This is a genomic window from Tepidibacillus fermentans (genome assembly GCF_004342885.1).
GTDB classification, from domain to species: Bacteria; Bacillota; Bacilli; order Tepidibacillales; family Tepidibacillaceae; genus Tepidibacillus; species Tepidibacillus fermentans.
On the sequence record NZ_SMAB01000002.1, the window covers coordinates 119,237 to 141,044 of the forward strand.

Genomic DNA, 21,808 nt, shown 5'->3' on the forward strand with positions numbered 1-21,808 from the left:
ATGGATTATGATTATAATAAAATTAAAGCTGCTATAGAGGGATTGCTTTTTGTGGCAGGGGATGAAGGAATTGAAGCAAAACAACTCTCGCAAATTCTAGAAATTGATGTAGAGACGATCGAAGATATCATATATGATATGCAAGCTGATTATAGAAGAGAGAATCGGGGGCTTCAAATCATTCAAATGGCGAATATGTATCAATTAACCACATTACCTGAGCATGCGATTTATTTTGAAAGGTTGGCTGCATCACCTACACATGCCACTCTATCCCAAGCAGCCTTAGAGACATTATCAATTATTGCTTATAAACAACCCATTACTCGTTCAGAGATCGAAGAAATCAGAGGGGTTAAATCGGAAAAAGCAATAAATACTTTAACAAGTAAAGGGTTAATTAAAGAAGTAGGACGAATGGAAGGAATCGGTCGACCAATACTATATGGAACAACAACGGAGTTCCTTAATTATTTTGGTCTTAAAAATTTAAATGATTTACCACCTTTACCCGAGGACATTATGGTTGATGAAGATGAAGAATTTGAATTGTTTCGACGAGATTAACGAACTGAGGCTTTTTATAGCCTCTTTTTTGTATTCATTTCAAAGATTTGGGAATACTACCCATGGGTGATAAAGGATGGATGGACTCCTATGGCTTATTTTTATTTTATTTTTGATTGTTTTTCTTACTCTTATTTCTGAGATTAAAATCCAAGTTCGTATAAAAAAAGAAGACAAAGATGACCGAATTGAAATGGATGGTTGGTTATTTCGGTTCATTCACATTAAGAAAATAGTTTCTTTAGTCGTTTTGGAGTCGCTAAATGAAGGCGTGAAGTATAAGAGTCGTTCCAATCTAATCAATCAGCAAGAAAAAAAAGACCGGATCACGAAAAAAAAGATCAAGAAGTGGAGTTGGGATTACACTAAATTATTAGTACGCATTGACGATTTTTATGGGGTTTTTAAGGATTTTCTTAAAAAGGTTCATATTGATCAATTAAAATGGGAGACTAAAATTGGGTTGGACGAGGCTGTTGCAACAGGTATATTTGCAGGATTGATTTGGAGCATAAAAGGGAACCTAATTGGTTTCCTTTCCAAATATATTATCTTGGATGATAAACCTAACCTTAATGTGCATCCCGTGTTTAACAATATTCTTTTTCATACGTTTCTGGAAACAACGATTCGATTTCGGGTTGGATCGATTGTATCGTTAGGAATCAAGATCATCTTTCGATTCGTAAAAAAATGGTTTAAAAATCGAAAACATCTGATCACTTTATCAAAGAGTACATAGTTTCTTTGTTGATGGGTATTCTAAACTATATGGATCTTTTAAAAGGATGTAAAGGAGGAATTCAGTTTGTCAGAACATCCGATACAGGGCTTAATGAAGACTGCAATGGAAAATTTAAAAGAAATGGTTGATGTAAATACAATTGTCGGGGATCCTGTTGAAACCCCTGATGGAACAGTGATACTACCCATATCAAAGGTCGGTTTTGGTTTTGCTGCTGGTGGAAGCGAATTCCGTTTTGAAAATAATGTGGATCAACAAAACAATTCCGCAAAAAACCAAGAAAAACCATTTGGCGGTGGTAGTGGTGGCGGGGTATCGATCACTCCTGTCGCTTTCCTAGTCGTTGGGAAAACTAGCGTTCAATTACTTCCGCTCGATTCTGAAACTCATCTTTACCAAAAGTTAATGGATTTAGCACCACAAGTTATTGATAAAATCCAAAATGCTTTAAAATCAAAAAGTGAAGTTCAATCCAACCAAAACCAAAATCCTACGACAAACCAAACCAATATTATTGTATAAAAAGCGCATTACATTGCGCTTTTTACTTTGAGTCATATAGAAATTCATACTGACTTGAATTTTGCATATATATTGTTTTAGACAAGTTAGGAGGAAGACCATGTTTTTGGCAACTAAGAAAAGGATTTTCATTCTTATCATATTTCTATTTTGGAGTATCTCACAATCTGTATTTGCTTCGAGCCATATTGAAATTAGTGCACAGGGTGCCGCATTAATTGATGTGAATAGTGGCCGAATTTTGTACGAAAAAAATGGAGATCAACGAATGAGAATCGCTAGTCTAACCAAAATTATGACTGCGATTGTTGCCATTGAAAATGGAAATCTAAAAGATATGGTGACAACAAGTGATCATGCATTTGGCACAGAGGGTTCTTCGATTTATTTAAAAAAGGGTGAACAATTAACGTTAGAAGATATGTTGTATGGTTTAATGTTGCGATCAGGTAATGATGCAGCTGTTGCCATTGCAGAACATATTGGGGGATCTGAAGAAGGATTCGTATTTATGATGAATCAAAAAGCAGCTGCATTAGGTATGACTCGTTCACATTTTATGAATCCCCATGGGTTAGACCATAAAGAACACTATTCAACACCCAAAGATATGGCGATTTTAACAGCCTATGCATTGAAAAACCCAATATTTAAGAAAATTGTTAGTACTAAGGTAAAAACTGCTCCTTTGGCAGATGAACCTTGGGATCGAAAATGGTTGAACAAAAATAAATTATTACAAATGTATGAATATGCGGATGGTGTAAAAACAGGTTATACCAAATTAGCGAAAAGATGTTTAGCTTCCTCAGCTACCAAAAATGGGGTACAATTAGCAGCTATCACATTGAATGCACCAGATGATTGGAATGACTCCATTCAGTTATTAGAATATGGCTTTCAAGAATATAAACAAACCCCAATTGTTCAAACCAATCAAATTATCAAAAAAATAAAAATAGACAATAAAGAAAAAAATATCGTCCCTATTCGAGAATTTAAATATCCATTAAAACCTGGGGAAGAACAACAAATAAAAAAAGTCATCGAGCTGAATCAACCTGATCAATTGAATTTGAACAATCATATTGGTAAGATCAAAATTTATTTCGAGAAAAAATTTATTGGTGCGATACCTTTGCAAGTTCAAAAAGAGAAAGAAACGCTATCGGAAACAGTAAAAAGCGTGTGGAGAAGAGTATGGAAAGGGGATTAACAGTTGGTCAATTGGATTTGGTTGGTACTCATTTTGTTTGGAGTTCTTACGGCTGCCTTAAACGGTAATATCGGGGTATTAAATCATGCAATTTTTGAAGGAGCAAAGACAGGAGTAACGATTAGTTTTGGCTTAATCAGTATATTGGTTTTTTGGTTAGGAATGATGAAAATTGCTGAAGAAGCCGGCTTATTGACATGGATAAGCCGACTTCTTCGCCCTTTTATTCATTGGTTATTTCCTGAGCTACCTAAAAATCACCCTGTTGTAGGGTATATCTTATCAAATATGACGGCTAACATCTTCGGACTAGGAAATGCAGCAACTCCAATGGGAATAAAGGCCATGCAAGAACTGCAAAAATTGAACCCTACTAAAGAGAAAGCATCTCCCTCAATGGCCACATTATTAGCCATTAATACATCCAGTATAACAATTGTCCCCACTACAATCATATCCGTTCGTATGACTTACCATTCAGTAAACCCAACAGAGATTGTTGGTACTACTTTAATTGCTACAACTTGTTCTACAATCGCAGCATTATTATTGGATCGTTACTATAGAAACAGAAATCGCTAAAACATTATATGAGAAGAGGGTTATTATGCAATCTGTAATTACCTCTATTTCAATGTGGATTATACCAGGTATTATTAGCTTAATTATGGTATTTGCAATATGGAATCGGGTTCGTGTCTACGAAACATTTGTAGAAGGAGCAAAAGATGGGTTCTCAACGGCAATTCAAATTATGCCTCATCTTGTAGGAATGATGGTAGCCATTACGATATTTCAGGAGTCGGGCGCATTACAATTCATCATTAACCTTATTAAGCCAATCTTTGATTGGCTGCATTTTCCAACGGAAGTATTTCCTTTAGCGATTATGAAACCATTAAGTGGAACAGGATCATTAGCGATCGCAACTGATTTGATTGCTCGTTATGGTCCAGATTCGTATATTGGCCGTTTGGCTTCAACCATGCAAGGAAGTGCAGACACTACATTATTTATCGTAACCGTGTATTTCGGTGCAGTTGGTATAAAAAAAGTAGGTTATTCCATAAAAGTTGGGTTATTTGCGGACTTAATCGGAATTATTGCATCTCTCATCGTTGTTTCTTTGTATTTTTAATCAAAATTGCAAAAGATTCCTTTTTAGTTAGAGCATTGAAGAAAGATAAAAATATGTGATAAACTGAACATAATAATGAATACGGATAAAGTAGGGATGGTATTGCAACGTTTACAAAAAGTCATTTCTGAAGCTGGTATCGCTTCTAGAAGAAAAGCAGAGCAACTAATTATTGATGGGCAAGTTATGGTTAATGGAAAGACAGTAACTGAGTTAGGTTTTAAAGTAGATCCTCTTCATGATCAAATTCTTGTTAACGGAAAAGAAATAAAAATAAAGACGAAAAAGGTTGTTGTATTATTAAATAAACCAAAAAAAGTGATTACAAGCATGAAAGATCCTCAAGGAAGAAAAACAGTAATCGATCTGATCCGTTTGCAGGAAAGAATTTACCCAGTTGGAAGATTAGATTATGATACGGAGGGACTCTTATTATTAACAAATGACGGTGAACTGGCTAATCGTTTGATGCATCCCCGATTTGAATTGGATAAAACCTATGAAGCGATTGTTGCTGGAAATCCTTCAGAGGCTGAATTAGATCAACTAAGAAAAGGAATTCAATTAGAAGAAGGTGTAACATCACCAGCAAAGGTGGAAAAAATATTGATTAATAAAAAGAATCAAGCAAAGATTAAAATTACCATTCATGAAGGACGAAACAGGCAAGTACGAAGGATGTTTCAAGCCATTGGTCACCCAGTAGTCCATCTAAAAAGAATTCAATATGGGTTTCTAACTTTATCCGGTGTATCGGTAGGTAAATATCGTTTTCTTAGTGAAGATGAGATTTGTCAATTGAAACAACTCGTTTCCTTATCATGTAATTAGAAAGATAGTCAATTTTAAGAAAATCAGATAAAATGTTGAAAGGAATAAGAGTTGAGAGGTGAAACCAATGAATAGCGAAAGGGAATATACAATTCTTATTGTTGATGATGAGGAAAGAATCCGTCGTTTATTAAAAATGTACTTAGAAAGAGAAGGGTTTAAGATAGACGAAGCAGGGGATGGAGATACAGCTTATGGAAAGGCGATGCAATTTGACTATGATCTAATTATCCTAGACTTAATGTTACCTGGTATGGACGGAATTGAAGTATCAAAACTCATTAGAGAGACGAAATCTACACCGATCATTATGTTGACTGCAAAAGGAGAAGAGTCAAACAGGGTTCAGGGGTTTGAAGTAGGTGCAGATGATTATGTTGTGAAACCTTTTAGTCCAAGAGAGGTTGTCTATCGAGTGAAAGCTGTTTTAAGACGTGCATCTGCAACAGCATATTTAGTAACAGAGAAGAATTCAGCATCAAATGTCATTGTCTTAGATGACCTAGTGATTGACCATGATGCCCATCGTGTAACTGCGGGCGGTGTTGAAGTGAATTTAACTCCAAAAGAATATGAATTACTTTATTATTTAGCTAGTTCTCCTGACAAAGTTTACAGTCGTGAAGACTTGCTTCATGATGTATGGAATTATGAATTCTTTGGTGATCTTCGGACAGTAGATACTCATATCAAAAGATTAAGGGAAAAACTAAATAAAGTGTCATCAAAAGCCGCGAAAATGATTACGACAGTTTGGGGCGTAGGTTATAAATTAGAGGTGCATAAATAAGTGATTTTCCGTAAAGTAGTAGGGAAATTATGGTTGACAATCGTTGGACTTGTTTTTGTTATTTTATTGTTACTCAGTTTATTTCTCATTCAATATTTTGATCACTATTATTATCATGAACAATCCAAAAACCTTTCTAAGTTGGCTTATAAAGTTTCACAAACATTAGAAGCACATCCCGAACGAAAAAATGCAGTGAGTACAACAAGAGAATTGGTAGAAGCCTATGATATTGATTTAATTGTGATTGATTTACCATCAAAGAAAGAAGATTCTGATCCACCAATACAACTTCGTTCAATCATACCAAAAGAAGATTTAAATGATATTTATTCTGGCAAAGAATTAATTACTCGGATCAGCTATAAGACATCTCAAAATATAACATCAAACAATGAGAAAAGTGATCTATTAGTGGTATCTGTTCCAATTAAGAGGAACAATCAACTAGTTGGTGCTGTGGTCTTATCTCAATCCCTTGATATTGTGAACCAAACAACCAATGATTTAAAGAAGATTATATTTGGGTTTGCCGCCGTAGGTTTTATCATGGTAACTGTTTTTTCATTTTTTTTGTCAACAAAAATTACTGCTCCTATTCGACAAATGCAAAAAGCAGCCAACCTTGTAGCTCAAGGAGATTTCAACATACGTGTAAATATTCGAACCAATGATGAAATTGGTGATTTAGGAATAAGTTTCAATCAGATGGCAAGTCAACTGGAGCAGACGGTAAAAGATCTGTCAACGGAAAAAGAAAAATTATCGAATATTTTAAAAAGTATGGCCGATGGTGTGATAACGATGAATCCAGATAGTGAAATCATCATGGCGAATCCACCAGCCAAAAAGCTTTTAGATATTTATCAGTATGGGAATCAGCTTAATGACTTTTTAAAAGAAATGCTAGATATCGTCTTAAAACAAGAAATCAATTTAACTAAAGATTTGCATTACAATGGAAGAATATTATCTGTGATTATGACTCCGCTTTATTCTGGTCATGTCATCATTGGAGCTGTAACGATTTTACGAGATGTGACTTATGAACGAAAATTAGATAAACTACGAAAAGATTTTCTAGCGAATGTTTCCCATGAATTGAGAACACCTATTTCGATGCTTCAAGGTTATAGTGAAGCGATTATTGACGGAATTGCGGAAACAGATGAAGAAAAAAAGGAACTTGCCCAAATTATTTATGATGAATCGTTACGAATGGGCCGATTGGTTAATGAATTATTAGATTTAGCAAAAATGGAATCAGGAAACCTTCAGCTTCAATACTGCAAAACGGACATGGATAAATTGATCAAAAAAATTATTCGTAAATTTTTTAACATCGCTAAAGAACATGAAATCGAATTAGTTAGTGAGGTGGATTCTCGACTAATCAATGTCGTAATTGATCCGGATCGAATTGAACAAGTATTGACCAATTTAATTGATAATGCTCTACGACATACGAAGAAAAATGGAGAAATTAAAATTAAAGCAAGAAAAAAATCGTTAGGCGAGATGTTAATTGAAGTTTCAGATACTGGTGTAGGAATTCCAGAAGAAGACTTACCTTTTGTCTTTGAACGCTTCTATAAGGCAGATAAAGCTCGAACAAGAGGATCAGGTACCGGGTTAGGACTTTCAATTGTAAAAAATATCATTCAAGCACACGGAGGATCGATTTCAGTTTCCAGCAAAATTGGTCAAGGAACGACATTTTCAATCGTTTTACCTACTCATAATTTAGCTGATTAAAATTGATTTCGTCAAAAAAAGAATGAAAATCTTGTTTAACGTGAAACAATGAAACAATCCCTTTTATTAATTCTACAGGAAGTGCTAAAAGTTGCATTTCCCTTTTTTTGTTTTTCCAACTTTATTAACGGATCATAAAGCAATGGAATTTAGGCACCCTTATCGTGTAAAGACATATTGTATTATGAAGAGGGGGAAGGAGGTTAAACTTATTGAAATATATTGTAAAAAAAGGGGATACATTATATAAAATTGCGAATCGTTTTGGTTTAACAGTAAATGGAATTTTGGCGTTGAATCCGCAATTAGAAAAAGATGATTATCTCTATTCAGGACAAATCATAAATTTAGCAGATTCCAATCTCATGGAATATTCAGCTCAACTAGGAGACACGATCTATGCGATCGCAGAGAAGTTTGATTTAAGAATTGATCATTTATTAAAGGCAAATCCAGATATCTCTAATCCTGATAGAATTACTATTGGGCAGACCATTTATATCCCAAAAAGTATTTCATCTGAAATTGTTCAAACAAATCAAGAATATAGTTATGAAGATCTAACTACTTCTATTGAGGCACTAAAAACAAAATATCCATTTATTCATACAGAAATTATCGGTTCTTCTGTAATGGGAAAACCAATTTATGCCTTACGTTTAGGTAGGGGAGAAAAGGAAGTTTTTTATAGCGGCAATTGGCATGCAAATGAATATTTGACAGGACAATTGTTAATGAAATTTGTAGAAGACTACGCAAAAGCCTATAGCCAAAATAGAACCCTAAGAGGTTATGATATCAACTACCTTTATCATCATACTTCGATTTGGATCGTACCTATGGTAAATCCGGATGGAACTGAATTGGTAATCGAAGGAATTTTACCATCCCACCCGTATTACCAAACTGTACTTGATCTTAATTATGGTTCTAAGAATTTTAAAGGTTGGACAGCGAATATTCGCGGAGTAGATTTAAATCATCAGTGGCCAGCGGATTGGGAAGAAGAGAACGAAAGGAGTCCACAAGTACCTTCACCTCGAAAATATGGAGGGACTCAACCATTGACTGAGCCAGAAACAATTGCTGTCTATGAATTCACGCGAAAACATCATTTTAGAATGGTATTAGCTTTTCATTCACAAGGGCAAGTGATCTATTGGGGGTTTAAAGGAATGGAGCCACCCGAGTCGAAAAAAATCGTCAATCGCTTTGCAGTTTTAACAGGTTATCTAACAGAAAGGACAGCATACAGCGGGGCCGGTTTTAAAGATTGGTTTATTCAAGAGTATCGAAAGCCAGGATTTACGATTGAGGTAGGTATTGGGACAAATCCTTTACCCGTTACGCAATTTTCACAAATTTATCGAGAAAACCTAACCTTATTATTAGAAGCACCATTGTTATAAAAAAAAAAGAGTTCATCTTAAATCTTAAAGATGAACTCTTTAGTCGTATTATTTTCCTTCATGATATCTAGCTGAGCACTCTTCGTATAGTTTAATTGCTTCTTTTTTATCTTTCCATCCTTCAATTATCGTTGTTTTATTTTCTAAATCTTTATAAACTTTAAAGAAATGCTCGATCTCTTTTAATTTATGTGAAGGAACATCAGCAATAGAATTGATTTCTTTAAAACGTGGATCATCTACAGGAACAGCAAGTAGTTTCTCATCTTGTCCTTTATCGTCAGACATAATTAAGACCCCAATAACGCGAGAACTAATTACACATCCAGGAAAGGTGGGGAATGAAGTCAATACCAAAATATCTAGTGGATCTCCATCAAGTGCCAGTGTATTCTCTAAATAGCCATATTCAGTTGGATAATGTACAGCAGAGTAAAGTACTCGGTCTAACCGGAATACACCTTTTTCTTTGTCAAATTCATATTTATTTTGGCTACCTGTTGGGATTTCAATAAAAGCATCAACGATTAATTCTTTAGACATGAATGGTCCTCCTTGGATTATGTACTAAAATATGTTCTAGTTGCTATTATAATAAGTGTAGTAAAAAAAAGCAAAGTTTTTAAGAAAACTAAGAAAAAACCACCTAGATTTCTAGGTGGTATGTACTCTATAAAATTGAAACTATTCCTCAATTTTGATAGAATCTGTTGGACAACCTTCAGCAGCATCACGTACATCATCTTGCAATTCTTCAGGAATTTCAGCTGTCCTTTGGTTATTGTCTAAGATGTTATATGCAATACCATCATCATCATAATCGAATACATCTGGAGCAGTAGCACCGCAAGCACCGCAAGCGATACATGTCTCTTTATCTACCCAAGTTTTCATTAATTCTCACCTCCTATATCAGGTTAAATACCTTGTCCACTTCCTGTATCTATTTTAGAATGACTTTAGAGAGATTGCAAGTCAGATTTAACATTTTGTTAACAAAATTAAAACCGTTTTCATTAGCTCAATCATTTCAAAAATCGCTGGAACTTCGATACCTATTCGCTTGATTTTAGGAAAACTCTTCATAAATATCCTCTATTAGGTTGCGATTTGGCGCAATAGCGTTATCATAGTAAATATGGATTTCCTTTTCATTATATGGATTTTGCGTTTAAATTAAACGTTTATCAAAGGAGTTTTTTATATGGAAGAGGGTTCTAATCATTCCTTCTTGGTTTTTGATTTTATCTTATTTGAATTAATCGATAAATTAAAAGGGGAACGCAGCATAACGGGAATCGTTCGGATTTTAAAAGGTTCCGCTGCTAAACAAACCCTACAAGATGTTCATCTTTTTCATGTTGAAACATTTTATGGTATTTTTTATCTCTTCTCTGAAAATGAGATTACTCGTCGAATTGAGTTCTTTTTGCAAAAAGAATATTTGAGCAACATAGTGAACCGGTTACAAATTCAAGAAAAAGGAGTAAGATACCTTCAATGGTTACGAGCACAACAACTTGAACGAACGTTGCCAAAAATCGAATCCGTTCTTCTTCGAAATCGAAAGGAATTATTTTGGAAACGGTTGGTTTTATTAATCCAAACACTCTCCTACTTTGCCTACCAAAAAAAACGATTTGTACCCATTGTAGCTGATCAAGAGATTAAAGCTTGGGTGAAAAAATACATCAAACCTCTTCGTCAAGAACGCCTACAAAAACTGATCAAACAACTACGACTAGAATTAAATCAAATCAGAGATCACTTAAATGAAAGAGATCAACAATTACTGTTATATCGTTTACATGGAAGACATCGAAGTGCTTTTACTTGGAGACAATTAGAATCGATTCTTCAAATCCCGATTGCTGAACTTAAAATCCGTTTTAGCTTAACCTTGCTTCACATCTATTTGACGATTTGTAAGGAGAAAAATAGCTATCCTATATTTTCTTCGTTATTCGATTTACAAAATGAAACAAAGATATTATCTAAATCGACACAATACACCTTACAATTGTTAAAAAAAGGATTAACACTGAAACAAATCGCAATAAAAAGGAAATTAACCATTGGAACAATCTATGATCATTTGATGGAAATTATCTTGCAACTTCCAACACAACTTAAACTCGAAAATTATATAGAAAAATGGAAGATCAATCAAATTTCAGAATGGTATCAACAAATAGGCTCCTATCGGTTGTCCGATTATAAGAGTCTTCTTAATGAGGCAATTTCTTATCAAGATCTTCGGATTGTATTGGCATATTATCGTGCGATTGAGAGTGATTCAAGATGTTAGAAAAATTGCTTTATCAATATTTTGGTTATTCTTCATTCCGTCCTGGGCAAAAAGAAATCATTGAACAGGTTTTGCAAGGGAAGAACGTTTTGGGAATCTTACCTACTGGAAGTGGAAAATCGGTTTGTTACCAATTACCAAGTTTGATTCAATCTGGGTTAACTATTGTTGTCTCTCCATTAATCGCATTAATGGAAGATCAAGTGTATCAGTTAAGAGAAAAAGGACTTCCTATCGCTACTTATATCAATAGCCATACATCCTTTCAAGAATATCTACATCGATGGGAGCAAATAAAGAAAGGAAAATATAAATTACTTTATGTGTCACCGGAAAAGTTCCAACAAAAAAATTTTCTTGAGCGTTTAAAGAAAATGAAAGTATCGCTATTTGTTATTGATGAAGCCCATTGCATATCGGAATGGGGTCATGATTTTCGTGTAGATTATCTTCGATTAAAAAAGAGTATACAAGAATTAGGCGAGCCGCCTGTATTATGTTTAACAGCGACAGCTACCTCGTTTGTTCAAAAGGATATTATCCATCAATTAGGCTTAAAATCAGTCCAACAGGTTGTGACAACCTTTGACCGGGTAAATATCGCTTATCAAATCATCCCTGTTCAAACGATCGAAGAAAAAAGAAGAACATTATTTCAATCATTAAAACAATTAAAAGGAGCAGGTATTATTTATGTCAATATGAGAGCAACGAGTGAAGCGATAACGAATGAACTAAAAATGAATGGATTTTATGGTATAGAAGCTTACCATGCAGGGTTGTCTCCAGAAGATCGAATGATTATTCAACAACAATTTATGCGTGAGGAATTAAGAGTGATTGTGGCGACAAAAGCATTTGGAATGGGAATCGACAAAAAAAATATCCGATTTGTGATCCATTATGATATCCCAAATAGTATTGAAAGTTATGTTCAAGAGACAGGAAGAGTTGCTCGTGATGGAGGGCAAGGAATAGCAATCTTAATTTATCAACAAGGGAATGAGGATACGGTTCTTCATCTCATTGATTCTGAATACCCAGAAATAGGACAGATTGATTGGGTATGTCAGCAAATTAACCAACACTTAATCAATTCACCTATCATTTTCGACTTTGAAACGTATTCGTCGTTAGGACTTACGATGGAAAAACTAGAATTGATTCTTTTTTATATTGAAAAAGAGAATCAAATTATTTGGAGAAGGGAGCAAACTCAATTTGTCGTAACAAAAGTGATGAATGATCCCATCATGCCTCAAATCATCTCACGTTATTTTTTCATTCGAAAAAGGAAAAGAATAAAAGACCTAGAAGCGATGCGAAATTACATAACAGGGGCAACCTGTCGAAGAGAGCAAATTCTTCGCTATTTTGATGAAACAGTAAAACAAAAACCTGAATTATGCTGTGATATTTGTGGATTAAAACAACTTCCATTCGAAACAGGGGAATTTCAGGAACCACAACGAGAAGCTTTTCATTGGCAACAAGAGCTCGATCGATTATTACCATTAAGAGAAGGATGAATGTTATGCCTAAGTCAATCAATATCAGCATTGAGCAGTTAAATCCATCAATTCTATTAATGAATTTATATCTTACACAATTTATAACATTGACACTCGCTTTTTTATTGTATTACTTTTTTTATCACCTACATCCTATTGCAGTGATTCAGCAAGTAGTTATCATAGATATGGGTGTCTGGCCTTTCTTGTATGGTATCCTTTTTAGCCTCATCGTGATTCTAATTGATTTGACACTTACCTTTACTGTTCCAAAAGAGTGGATCGATGATGGAGGGATCAATGAAAAAATTTTTAAGAGTATTCCTGTTTGGCATATTGCAATCGTTTCGTTGATCGTAAGTTTTTCAGAAGAATTATTATTTCGTGGAGTCATCCAAAATTTTTTAGGAATTAGCTTAACGAGTTTTCTATTTACCATTATTCATTTTCGTTATTTGAATAAATGGGTATTAACCATCGAAACCTTTCTTATCAGTTTAGGTTTAGGTTTTTTATCTGCAAATGTTGGATGGACTAGTAATTTTGTTGCTCATTTCTTAATCGATTTTCTTTTAGGTATTTTATTACAAAGGGGTTTTTTGGAAAAGTCCTGAGAAAATGTTGAAATATGAAGGAATTTCGCAGATTTGTGTCGAATGAATTAAATAAGGAAACGCATATTTAAATAAGGAAACGGATATTGCAAACAGACATCAATAGAAGTTTTTGAATGAAGATGAAATCTTTGTGGGGGGGTTGTTATGCATGGAACAGCAAATTCAACAAGAAGAATGGTTTAACCACCCATTACCACCAAGAAGTATGGTACACCGCAAAGTGAAAACGAAAAAAAAGATACCATCTAAAATTAAGAAATGGAATTCACTTCAGATTATAGTCTTTCTTTTTATCTTTTTAATCATAGGTACTGCATATGGGGTATATCAATATGGGAAAACAAAAGATACAATTTATCAAAGGGAATCAATCCACCCTCCAATTTTACAAGATTCTAAGGAAACTGAGGCGAATGATAACCAGAGCGTGGACCAATCAGAATTAAAACAAGAACCACAGTCAATGATGAATAAATCAACCGAATCCAATCCTACGTTTGAACAAGAACTCAATCAACCACAAGAAGACTCAAAACCAGTAGAGCAGAACCCGGATGAACTTAAAAGAGATACACCAGATCAGGTAATCATTCATATTGTTCAACCAGGTGAAACGATGTTTCGAATATCATTAAAATACTATCAAACAGGAAGTTATGCTGATCGATTGGCCAAATATAATCAAATTAATAATCTCACTAAACTTCCTGCTGGTTCTACAATAAAGATCCCGGATAAAAAAGAATTGATGAAAATGAAATAAAACATAACAAAAAAATGAATAAGACACTAATTTTTAGATCCTTTATATATCAGGATCTTTTTTTATTCAATTGAAACGGTTTCATTTTTCATTGAAAAACTGTTTCATTTTTAAGAAACAAACTGTTATACATCTGATTTAAAGAACTTTGAAAAAAGAGATTATTAAAAATCAAGTTATGTCAATGGTTTACACTATGTAAATGTTGTAAAATAAAAAACGTAAATTTTTTTTGAATGAACTGTTGCTATATAAATATAGTACTGTTATAATCTGAATATAATCCAAAAAAATCTTAATTGTTTAGTAAAAAATGGAATGTAGCATGTTTTGATACAATATTTGTTACATTCTTTTTCAGTTAACTGTTTTAATCACAAATTGGGGTGAGGGGGTTTATATCATGTCAAAGCTACCTATTAAAAACGAACTTGGTTTTTTTGAAATTCGTTTAGAATCAATCGGGGGACTTGGTGCCCATTTAGCAGGTAAAATGTTAGCCGAAGCAGGAGTACTGGGTTTAGGGTTAAACGGTGCTCATTTCTCTTCTTATGGTTCAGAGAAAAAAGGTTCTCCAGTAAAATCATTTATAAGATTTGGTGAAGGAGAAATCCGTGCAAGTAGCCCTATTGAGCGTCCTCATATTGTGGGTGTATTTCACGAAAATCTATTTAAAACCATCGATGTTGCAAACGGATTATATCCAGACGGGGTTATTGTTGTAAATACAACAAAAACTCCTGATGAAATTCGGGAAAGATTCAATATTAAATCAGGAACAGTAGCTGTCGTTGATGCTTTAGGTATTTCTGTTGAAGAGAAAACACGCGTAAATACAGCAATGTTAGGTGCTATCTTCCGTGTAGCAAGCTTCTTAGATCCAGAATCAATGAGAAATGTTATTCGTCAAACTTTTGAAGAAAAATATCCAAAATTAGTTGATTCCAACATTCGTACATTTGATCGTGGATTTAATGAAGTCCAATTTAAAACCTATGAAGCTGAAGAAGGTGCGGTCGCAGAATATGTACGTCCTAAATCAGCGTTAGGTTATGAAACCCAACCAATTGGTGGTGTGATCATCAACCCTGGAAATAGCATCTTAAAAGACTTAAGTAGTTCCCGTCAAGGATTCTTACCAGCTTTTGAACAAGAAAAATGTATCAATTGTGCAAATTGTGACTTTGCATGTCCAGATCTTTGCTTTGTATGGGAAGAGAAAGAGGATAAAAAAGGTCGTCCGCAAATGTTCTTGCAAGGAATTGACTATCAATACTGCAAGGGTTGCATGAAGTGTGTTGCGGTATGTCCTACTGGTGCTTTAACGAAGGTTCGTGAAGTAGATGGTTATGCTGATGAACATCGTGTACCTCATCAATTCGTATTAGCGTCAAATTAAGGGGGAGGGGAATAATATGGCGATTGAAGAAAAAGATTTGAAAAACCAACAAAAAGTTGATATTAAAACCGGTAACGAAATGGCAGCTTTATCTGTTGCTCAAATCAACTTTCATGTAATGGGTTATTTCCCAATTACACCATCCACTGAAATTGCTGAATTTTTAGATGAAATGAAAACTCGTGGTGAGCATGATATTGTAATGATTCCTGCTGATGGTGAACATGGTTCAGCGGGTATCAACTATGGTGCTGCAACTGGTGGTGGGCGGGTATTTAACGCAACCAGTGCGAACGGTCTCTTATATATGTTGGAGCAATTACCAGTGCAATCTGGTACGCGTTTCCCAATGGTATTAGACTTGGTTACACGTTCTGTTAGCGGTCCATTAGATATTCGTGGTGATCATTCAGACCTTTATTATGCATTAAATACTGGTTGGCCAATTTTAATTGCAAGAGATCCTCAAGCAGTATATGATATGAACATTATTGCGACTCGTCTTGCTGAACATAAAGACGTACGCTTACCTGTCATCGTTGCATACGATGGGTTCGTTACATCTCACCAAAAACGAAGAGTACAATACTTTACTGATCGAAAGGTCGTTCAAGACTTCGTTGGTGAACCTCCAGAAGGGTTTGTCCATGCATTAGATCCAAAGAATCCTGTAACGATTGGCCCATACATGAATGATCCAGACTACATCAACAATAAATATCAACAATCTTTAGCAATGTATAAAGCAGGAGAAGTATTTAAAGAAATTGCTGCTGAATACAAAGAATTATCTGGACGTGAATATCCAGTTCTTGATGAATATATGATGGAAGATGCAGAAGTAGCATTATTCCTACTTGCTTCCGCTGCTGAAACAGCAAAAGACGTTGTTGATAAGTTGCGTAAACAAGGAATAAAGGCAGGGGTGATTTCTCCTAACATTATTCGTCCATTCCCAGCGGAAGAAATTCGTAAATCTTTAAAGAATGTAAAAGCTTTAGTAGTAGGTGAACGTGCTGATTCTTATGGTGCACATGGTGGTAATTTAACTCAAGAAATAAAAGCAGCCATTCAAGAGGATAAAGCGAATAAAACGATCGTGTTAAGCAGAATTTTCTCACTTGGTGGTAAAGACTTTTACGCTGATGAAGCTGAAGACTTCTTTAAACTTGCAATAGAAGCTGCTGAAAAAGGTTATGCAGAAGTACCATTTGATTATTATGGTGTTCACCCAGGTGATCCTGAGAAAGCACCTAAACGTTTACTTGAGCCAGTAAAAACTGAACAGTGGAAGACAGGTCTTATTAAAGTAGAAAAAGATGAGACAACTGGTAAGTTAAATGTGAAGATCCCACCACTTCGTGCATTGACAAAGAAACCTAAGCGTTTGGCACCAGGCCATGGAGCATGTCCAGGCTGCGGTATCTTCCCAGGTCTTGAAACTTTCTTCAAGGGAATTGAAGGAGACATCGTTGTTCTTTTCCATACTGGATGCGGAATGGTGGTTTCAACAGGATATCCTTATAGTGCACATAAAGCAACTTATATTCACAACTTATTCCAAAACGGTGCTGCAACCTTATCCGGTTTAGTTGAGATGTTCTACGAGAAGAAGCGCCGTGGTGAAATTGAAGTAAGTGATGATTTCACCTTCATCATGGTAACGGGTGATGGTGGTATGGATATTGGTATGGGTCCAGCAATCGGTGCGGCATTACGCAACCATAAGATGATTATTCTTGAATACGATAACGAAGGATATATGAATACGGGTAGCCAGTTGTCCTATTCCACCCCAATTGGTCATTTAACGACAACATCAGGTGTAGGCGAAAAGCAAGGAGGTAAAGCATTCCATCATAAAGATACTGCTCAAATTATGGCAGCTACTAATATTCCTTATGTATTTACTGGAACAGAAGCTTTCCCACAAGATTTAATTAAAAAAGCGGCAAAAGCTCAATGGTATGCTCAAAACGAAGGTCTTGTTTATGGAAAGATTCTGATCTCTTGTCCACTAAACTGGAAGGCAAAAGATGATCAAGGTACTGCAATTGTTGGTACTGCTGTTAACTCTTGCTTCTTCCCACTTTATGAAGTTGAACACGGTATAACAACGATTACTTATAATCCTGAAGATAAAGGTAAGAGGGTACCTGTTAGTGAATGGTTAGGAATGCTTGGTAAAACCAAACACCTATTGAAACCAGAATATGAAGCAACATTAAAATCCTTCGAAGAAGAAGTAGAGCGTCGTTGGCAGCGCCTAAAAGCTAAGCATGAAAACCCATTATTATAATCTATACACTTTAAAAGCTCGTAATGGAGATTGATTCATTACGAGTTTTTTTAATTGTTATAAAAAATATAAACAAAATTGAAAAAAATTTAGATTAAATAATCCTAATATTCAAAAATTTGTTATAATATAGTTAATTGAATAATTTTAAAATAAGGGGGGGGTGCTGGTTGACAAAAAAAGATTCTGAAAAGGGCATTTATAACGTGAAGGCAATTTCCAAAAAAATTGGAATTCAACCAGGAACTTTAAGAGCATGGGAAAGAAGATATCAAATTGTTACACCAAAAAGAAATGAAGTAGGTCATCGTATCTACAGTGAACAAGATTTAGTGATTTTGAAATGGTTAGTGGATAAAGTGAATCAGGGATTTACGATAAGTCAAGCAGTGGATTTATTATCAGAAAAGACAAAAGAATCTCCTTCTTTATTTACTACCGATGAGATTCTTGATTCAAAAAAAGAAGAAATTTCGCAAAACATATTAAAAGCACTTACCCAATTTAATGAAGTGGAAGCAGAATCACTGATGGAATATGCTCTAAGTCTTTACCGCATAGAAGTCGTACTTTTTGAAATCATCGCTCCATTGATTCAAATTAGCAATACAGGTAATCATACTGTTGAAAAGGGTCAGATTCAGTACGTTTGTAATTGGATTCGAATGAAACTCTTTAGAATATATCAGCAAATACCGCTTAAGCCTTTTTTGGCAAAAGTCTTAATTATTGCTCCACAAAATATAAATGACTATAGTAGCGAAATACGGATTTTGTTATATTCCATTTTCTTAAAACTGCGTGGCTTTGAAGTGTATTATCTTGGATCAGTTGATGAGTTAACTTTGCAACAATTATTACAAAAAATCGAACCGTTATTTGTATTTACCCTTCAAACTAAAGAGAATTCATCTATCCAAAATATTAAAAAATGGATAGAGGAGAATTATCCTAAAGTTAAATTAGGGGTTATTGGTCAGCAATCAAATGAACCAACCTCTGATATATTTATGGGAAATCAAATGAGTGAATGGATGGAATGGCTCAATCAATATTTACGTAAGAATCAAATAGTCATGAATGTCTAAAAGCTTCAGAATTGAAGCTTTTATTTTTTTAGTGCAACTATTTTCCCATGAAATCATTTTTAATATTTTTTCAAAAGGGAAATTTGATTATTCTATGTTGTTTTATAAGGAAGATTGAATCAATAAAAAAATTATTGATTATTTTAAAGATTTGTTATTTAATAAGAGTGTATAGTTTACAGGTTATCTGATGACCATGCAATCAATAAATATGATTTTTCTTTTTGAAAAAGAAAACGTTTTAATTCTTAGGGGGTGTCAAAGGGAATAAGGATAAAAGATTTATTCAATATGATTAATTTGATTATGGGGTGAGGTATATGTGGACTCAGATTTATGATCCAATGAATTCAATTTTTCTTTCAGCATTAATCTCTGCAATTCCAATGGTTTATTACCTTTGGGCTTTAGCCATTAAGAGGATGAAAGGCCATATTGCAGGAATAACAACTGTTCTTCTTTCTATTATTATCGCTATTCTTGTATATGGAATGCCAACAAATCTAGCCTTATTAACAACAGGGTATGGAGCATTATATGGTATTTGGCCAATCAGTTGGATTATTGTTACTGCCGTATTTTTGTATAAAATCACAGTAAAAACAGGACAATTTGATATTATTCGTTCATCTGTAGTTACAATTACAGAGGATAGACGTTTACAGGCATTATTGATTGCGTTTTCATTTGGTGCTTTTCTTGAGGGAGCAGCTGGTTATGGAACACCAGTTGCTATCTCAGCAGCGTTATTAGTTGGACTAGGATTTGAACCGTTATACGCTGCTGGTTTAGCGTTAATTGCAAATACGGCACCTGTAGCCTTTGGAGCGATTGGTATCCCAGTTATTGTTGCAGGAAATACAACAGGTATTGACCCTTTTTTGATTAGTCAAATGGTTGGCCGTCAGTTACCATTCTTATCATTCTTCGTTCCATTCTGGTTAGTCTTTATAATGTCAGGGTGGAAAGGTACAAAAGAGGTTATGCCAGCAATTCTTGTATCTGGTGGATCCTTTGCTATTGCACAGTATTTCACATCGAATTTTATCGGGCCAGAGCTTCCTGATATTACTTCCGCTTTATTCAGTTTAGTGGCTACAGCTTTGTTTTTAAAGGTTTGGAAACCAAAAACTATTTTCCGATTTAAAAATGAAACTGTTAAGTCAAATAGTCAAAATCATCAAACATATACTACTGGACAAATTATTAAGGCATGGTCTCCATTCATCTTATTAACAGCTTTTATTATCATCTGGGGTATTCCATCGATAAAAAATATTCTAGGTCAAACCACTATTAAATTCCATATTCCTGGATTAGATAAAGCAGTGATGCAAACGGCGCCTATCGTGACCAAAGCAACACCTTACGCAGCAGTGTTCAAATTTGATTGGCTTGCAGCAGCTGGTACCGCAATCTTATTAGCAGCTTTTATAAGCAAGTTTATCGTTGGAATGAGCATGAGAGATTGGTTAAATACATTTGCTGAGACACTTAATGAATTGAAGTTTCCGATCATTACGATTTCTTCTGTTTTAGGTCTTGCATATATTTATAACTATGCAGGTATGAGCGGAACACTGGGATTAGCATTGGCAAAAACAGGACACTTATTCCCATTCTTTGCACCAATTCTTGGTTGGTTAGGAGTATTTTTAACAGGTAGTGATACTTCTGCAAATGCATTATTTGGTAATTTACAAAAAATCACTGCTAATCAAATTGGCGTAAATCCGGTTCTAACCGTTGCAGCGAACTCAAGTGGTGGAGTAACAGGTAAAATGATTTCACCACAATCGATTGCTGTAGCAACCGCTTCTACTGGTTTAGTCGGAAAAGAAGGAGACCTTTTCCGTTTTACTTTTAAACATAGTATTATGTTTGTAATCATCATCAGTATTATGACCTATGTTCAAGCGTATTTTTTATCTTGGATGATTCCTTAAGAAAACGAGAAAAAAATATCCCTAATGCGAAAGCCATTAGGGATATTTTTCTTTAATTTTTCTAAAAAACTTGATTTTTTCTTTTGCTCTGATTAAAATATATAATGTACGTTCCTCGTTAGCTCAGTCGGTAGAGCACTCGGCTGTTAACCGAGTTGTCGCAGGTTCGAGTCCTGCACGAGGAGCCATTTTTTTGTCTTAAATTCCAATTTTAGTCGTTTAAAATCGGTTTGGAGAGATACTCAAGAGGCTGAAGAGGACGGTTTGCTAAACCGTTAGTGGGTGAATGCCCAGCGAGGGTTCGAATCCCTCTCTCTCCGCCATAACAGAACTCGAATATTCAGATGTCGGAAGTTAAATGGCTTTATCGTAACATACCAGAATTGGTATGTTTTTTCTGTATATCAGTCTTCCCCTAGGTAAAATCTATAATTGATGACATTTCTATTTAGGAGTTGACGCAAGATGATGTTCAATCGACATAAAAATCATAATCGTTCCTTCTTTTGGGGAATGGTTGCTGGATTAGTTGGCGGAATTTGGGTTTCAAATAAATGGATGCATAAAGATAATCAGCATCATGAACAAAATTCTGCTCAATCATTGACGAATCAAAGCCATAAAACTTCCCAACATCAACAAAATTTTAAATTTCATCATTTAAATGACTTGGAAAATAAACAAAAAGAAGCACTATTTGATGCTTTTCTACATGGATCAAAAGAAGAACTAGAATCAAAAGCCAAAGAATTTCAATCATAATTCAAAAAATCATAATTCAAAAATAAGAAATAAAAGTGTATCCGTATATTGGGTACACTTTTATTGTTTTTTTAACTAGATATTGGGTTTTTTATATTCCCAAAAATGCCTTGTATGTTCTAACGATACTCCTAACCTTATG

General features: G+C 34.6%; 21 protein-coding genes and 2 tRNA genes. 21 read left to right on the forward strand and 2 right to left on the reverse strand.

Features of this window, described 5'->3' with window-relative positions; translation table 11 throughout:
- From scpB to EDD72_RS02020, 10 genes are all read left to right on the forward strand, one after another.
- Positions 1-567 carry an SMC-Scp complex subunit ScpB gene (scpB, locus tag EDD72_RS01975; RefSeq protein ID WP_132766956.1) on the forward strand — a complete coding sequence of 189 codons (567 nt, stop codon included), beginning with the start codon at positions 1-3 and terminating at the stop codon, positions 565-567.
- A 76-nt stretch (positions 568-643) separates the two neighbouring features.
- Positions 644-1,309 carry a DUF2953 domain-containing protein gene (locus tag EDD72_RS01980; RefSeq protein ID WP_132766957.1) on the forward strand — a complete coding sequence of 222 codons (666 nt, stop codon included), beginning with the start codon at positions 644-646 and terminating at the stop codon, positions 1,307-1,309.
- Between the two features lie 66 nt (positions 1,310-1,375).
- Complete coding sequence (gene ytfJ / locus EDD72_RS01985; protein WP_132766958.1) at positions 1,376-1,834, forward strand: GerW family sporulation protein; 459 nt, start codon at positions 1,376-1,378, stop codon at positions 1,832-1,834.
- Positions 1,835-1,934: 100 nt separating this feature from the next.
- Positions 1,935-3,050, forward strand: a complete 1,116-nt coding sequence (locus EDD72_RS01990; RefSeq protein ID WP_132766959.1) for a D-alanyl-D-alanine carboxypeptidase family protein — start codon at positions 1,935-1,937, stop codon at positions 3,048-3,050.
- 3 nt (positions 3,051-3,053) lie between these two features.
- Positions 3,054-3,632, forward strand: a complete 579-nt coding sequence (locus EDD72_RS01995) for a nucleoside recognition domain-containing protein (RefSeq protein ID WP_132766960.1) — start codon at positions 3,054-3,056, stop codon at positions 3,630-3,632.
- A gap of 25 nt (positions 3,633-3,657) precedes the next feature.
- The gene (locus EDD72_RS02000) at positions 3,658-4,188 is read left to right on the forward strand and encodes a spore maturation protein (protein WP_132766961.1); all 531 of its coding nucleotides are present in this window, start codon (positions 3,658-3,660) and stop codon (positions 4,186-4,188) included.
- 102 nt (positions 4,189-4,290) lie between these two features.
- A complete protein-coding gene (locus EDD72_RS02005) occupies positions 4,291-5,019 on the forward strand; it encodes a pseudouridine synthase (protein ID WP_132767080.1) in 729 nt (242 codons plus the stop codon).
- A 67-nt stretch (positions 5,020-5,086) separates the two neighbouring features.
- A complete protein-coding gene (locus EDD72_RS02010) occupies positions 5,087-5,809 on the forward strand; it encodes a response regulator transcription factor (protein WP_132766962.1) in 723 nt (240 codons plus the stop codon).
- Entirely contained in the window at positions 5,810-7,564 is a 1,755-nt protein-coding gene (locus tag EDD72_RS02015) for an ATP-binding protein (protein WP_132766963.1), read from the forward strand.
- A gap of 212 nt (positions 7,565-7,776) precedes the next feature.
- Positions 7,777-8,973 (forward strand): M14 family metallopeptidase, encoded by a 1,197-nt coding sequence (locus tag EDD72_RS02020; protein ID WP_132766964.1) that lies wholly within the window; start codon positions 7,777-7,779, stop codon positions 8,971-8,973.
- Between the two features lie 48 nt (positions 8,974-9,021).
- Here EDD72_RS02020 and EDD72_RS02025 read toward each other — a convergent pair whose 3' ends face one another.
- Positions 9,022-9,516, reverse strand: coding sequence for an inorganic diphosphatase (locus EDD72_RS02025; RefSeq protein ID WP_132766965.1), 495 nt, complete (start codon positions 9,514-9,516; stop codon positions 9,022-9,024).
- Between the two features lie 141 nt (positions 9,517-9,657).
- Positions 9,658-9,867, reverse strand: coding sequence for a ferredoxin (locus EDD72_RS02030; protein ID WP_132766966.1), 210 nt, complete (start codon positions 9,865-9,867; stop codon positions 9,658-9,660).
- A 310-nt stretch (positions 9,868-10,177) separates the two neighbouring features.
- Between EDD72_RS02030 and EDD72_RS02035 the strand changes: the two genes are divergently transcribed.
- From EDD72_RS02035 to EDD72_RS02085, 11 genes are all read left to right on the forward strand, one after another.
- The gene (locus EDD72_RS02035) at positions 10,178-11,281 is read left to right on the forward strand and encodes a helix-turn-helix domain-containing protein (RefSeq protein WP_132766967.1); all 1,104 of its coding nucleotides are present in this window, start codon (positions 10,178-10,180) and stop codon (positions 11,279-11,281) included.
- Positions 11,275-12,810, forward strand: a complete 1,536-nt coding sequence (locus tag EDD72_RS02040; protein ID WP_132766968.1) for a RecQ family ATP-dependent DNA helicase — start codon at positions 11,275-11,277, stop codon at positions 12,808-12,810. Before EDD72_RS02035 ends, EDD72_RS02040 begins: the two co-directional genes overlap by 7 nt.
- 5 nt (positions 12,811-12,815) lie before the next feature.
- A complete protein-coding gene (locus EDD72_RS02045; protein WP_165894926.1) occupies positions 12,816-13,406 on the forward strand; it encodes a CPBP family intramembrane glutamic endopeptidase in 591 nt (196 codons plus the stop codon).
- Positions 13,407-13,557: 151 nt separating this feature from the next.
- Positions 13,558-14,172, forward strand: a complete 615-nt coding sequence (locus EDD72_RS02050) for a LysM peptidoglycan-binding domain-containing protein (RefSeq protein ID WP_132766970.1) — start codon at positions 13,558-13,560, stop codon at positions 14,170-14,172.
- Between the two features lie 403 nt (positions 14,173-14,575).
- On the forward strand, positions 14,576-15,571 hold the full coding sequence (locus EDD72_RS02055; RefSeq protein WP_132766971.1) for a 2-oxoacid:acceptor oxidoreductase family protein: 996 nt from the start codon (positions 14,576-14,578) through the stop codon (positions 15,569-15,571).
- 16 nt (positions 15,572-15,587) lie between these two features.
- Positions 15,588-17,870, forward strand: coding sequence for a transketolase C-terminal domain-containing protein (locus EDD72_RS02060; protein WP_132766972.1), 2,283 nt, complete (start codon positions 15,588-15,590; stop codon positions 17,868-17,870).
- 170 nt (positions 17,871-18,040) lie between these two features.
- Complete coding sequence (locus tag EDD72_RS02065) at positions 18,041-18,958, forward strand: MerR family transcriptional regulator (protein ID WP_165894927.1); 918 nt, start codon at positions 18,041-18,043, stop codon at positions 18,956-18,958.
- 320 nt (positions 18,959-19,278) lie between these two features.
- Positions 19,279-20,904, forward strand: a complete 1,626-nt coding sequence (locus EDD72_RS02070) for a lactate permease LctP family transporter (RefSeq protein WP_132766974.1) — start codon at positions 19,279-19,281, stop codon at positions 20,902-20,904.
- Positions 20,905-21,016: 112 nt separating this feature from the next.
- Positions 21,017-21,092 (forward strand) — tRNA-Asn (locus EDD72_RS02075).
- Between the two features lie 44 nt (positions 21,093-21,136).
- A tRNA-Ser gene (locus EDD72_RS02080) sits at positions 21,137-21,227 on the forward strand.
- A 142-nt stretch (positions 21,228-21,369) separates the two neighbouring features.
- Positions 21,370-21,666: a hypothetical protein gene (locus tag EDD72_RS02085; protein ID WP_132766975.1), complete on the forward strand. Its 297-nt coding sequence runs from the start codon at positions 21,370-21,372 to the stop codon at positions 21,664-21,666.
- The last annotated feature ends 142 nt before the right edge of the window (positions 21,667-21,808 follow it).

Bases quoted from the DNA above. Each gene is read 5' to 3' on its own strand.
- EDD72_RS01990 (WP_132766959.1), top strand. From the start codon at position 1,935: ATGTTTTTGGCAACTAAGAAAAGGATTTTCATTCTTATCATATTTCTA.
- EDD72_RS02040 (WP_132766968.1), top strand. From the start codon at position 11,275: ATGTTAGAAAAATTGCTTTATCAATATTTTGGTTATTCTTCATTCCGT.
- EDD72_RS02070 (WP_132766974.1), top strand. From the start codon at position 19,279: ATGTGGACTCAGATTTATGATCCAATGAATTCAATTTTTCTTTCAGCA.
- EDD72_RS02085 (WP_132766975.1), top strand. From the start codon at position 21,370: ATGATGTTCAATCGACATAAAAATCATAATCGTTCCTTCTTTTGGGGA.
- EDD72_RS02060 (WP_132766972.1), top strand. From the start codon at position 15,588: ATGGCGATTGAAGAAAAAGATTTGAAAAACCAACAAAAAGTTGATATT.
- EDD72_RS02050 (WP_132766970.1), top strand. From the start codon at position 13,558: ATGGAACAGCAAATTCAACAAGAAGAATGGTTTAACCACCCATTACCA.
- scpB (WP_132766956.1), top strand. From the start codon at position 1: ATGGATTATGATTATAATAAAATTAAAGCTGCTATAGAGGGATTGCTT.
- EDD72_RS02025 (WP_132766965.1), bottom strand. From the start codon at position 9,516: ATGTCTAAAGAATTAATCGTTGATGCTTTTATTGAAATCCCAACAGGT.
- EDD72_RS02045 (WP_165894926.1), top strand. From the start codon at position 12,816: ATGCCTAAGTCAATCAATATCAGCATTGAGCAGTTAAATCCATCAATT.
- EDD72_RS02055 (WP_132766971.1), top strand. From the start codon at position 14,576: ATGTCAAAGCTACCTATTAAAAACGAACTTGGTTTTTTTGAAATTCGT.
- EDD72_RS01980 (WP_132766957.1), top strand. From the start codon at position 644: ATGGATGGACTCCTATGGCTTATTTTTATTTTATTTTTGATTGTTTTT.
- EDD72_RS02010 (WP_132766962.1), top strand. From the start codon at position 5,087: ATGAATAGCGAAAGGGAATATACAATTCTTATTGTTGATGATGAGGAA.
- EDD72_RS02000 (WP_132766961.1), top strand. From the start codon at position 3,658: ATGCAATCTGTAATTACCTCTATTTCAATGTGGATTATACCAGGTATT.
- EDD72_RS02035 (WP_132766967.1), top strand. From the start codon at position 10,178: ATGGAAGAGGGTTCTAATCATTCCTTCTTGGTTTTTGATTTTATCTTA.
- EDD72_RS02030 (WP_132766966.1), bottom strand. From the start codon at position 9,867: ATGAAAACTTGGGTAGATAAAGAGACATGTATCGCTTGCGGTGCTTGC.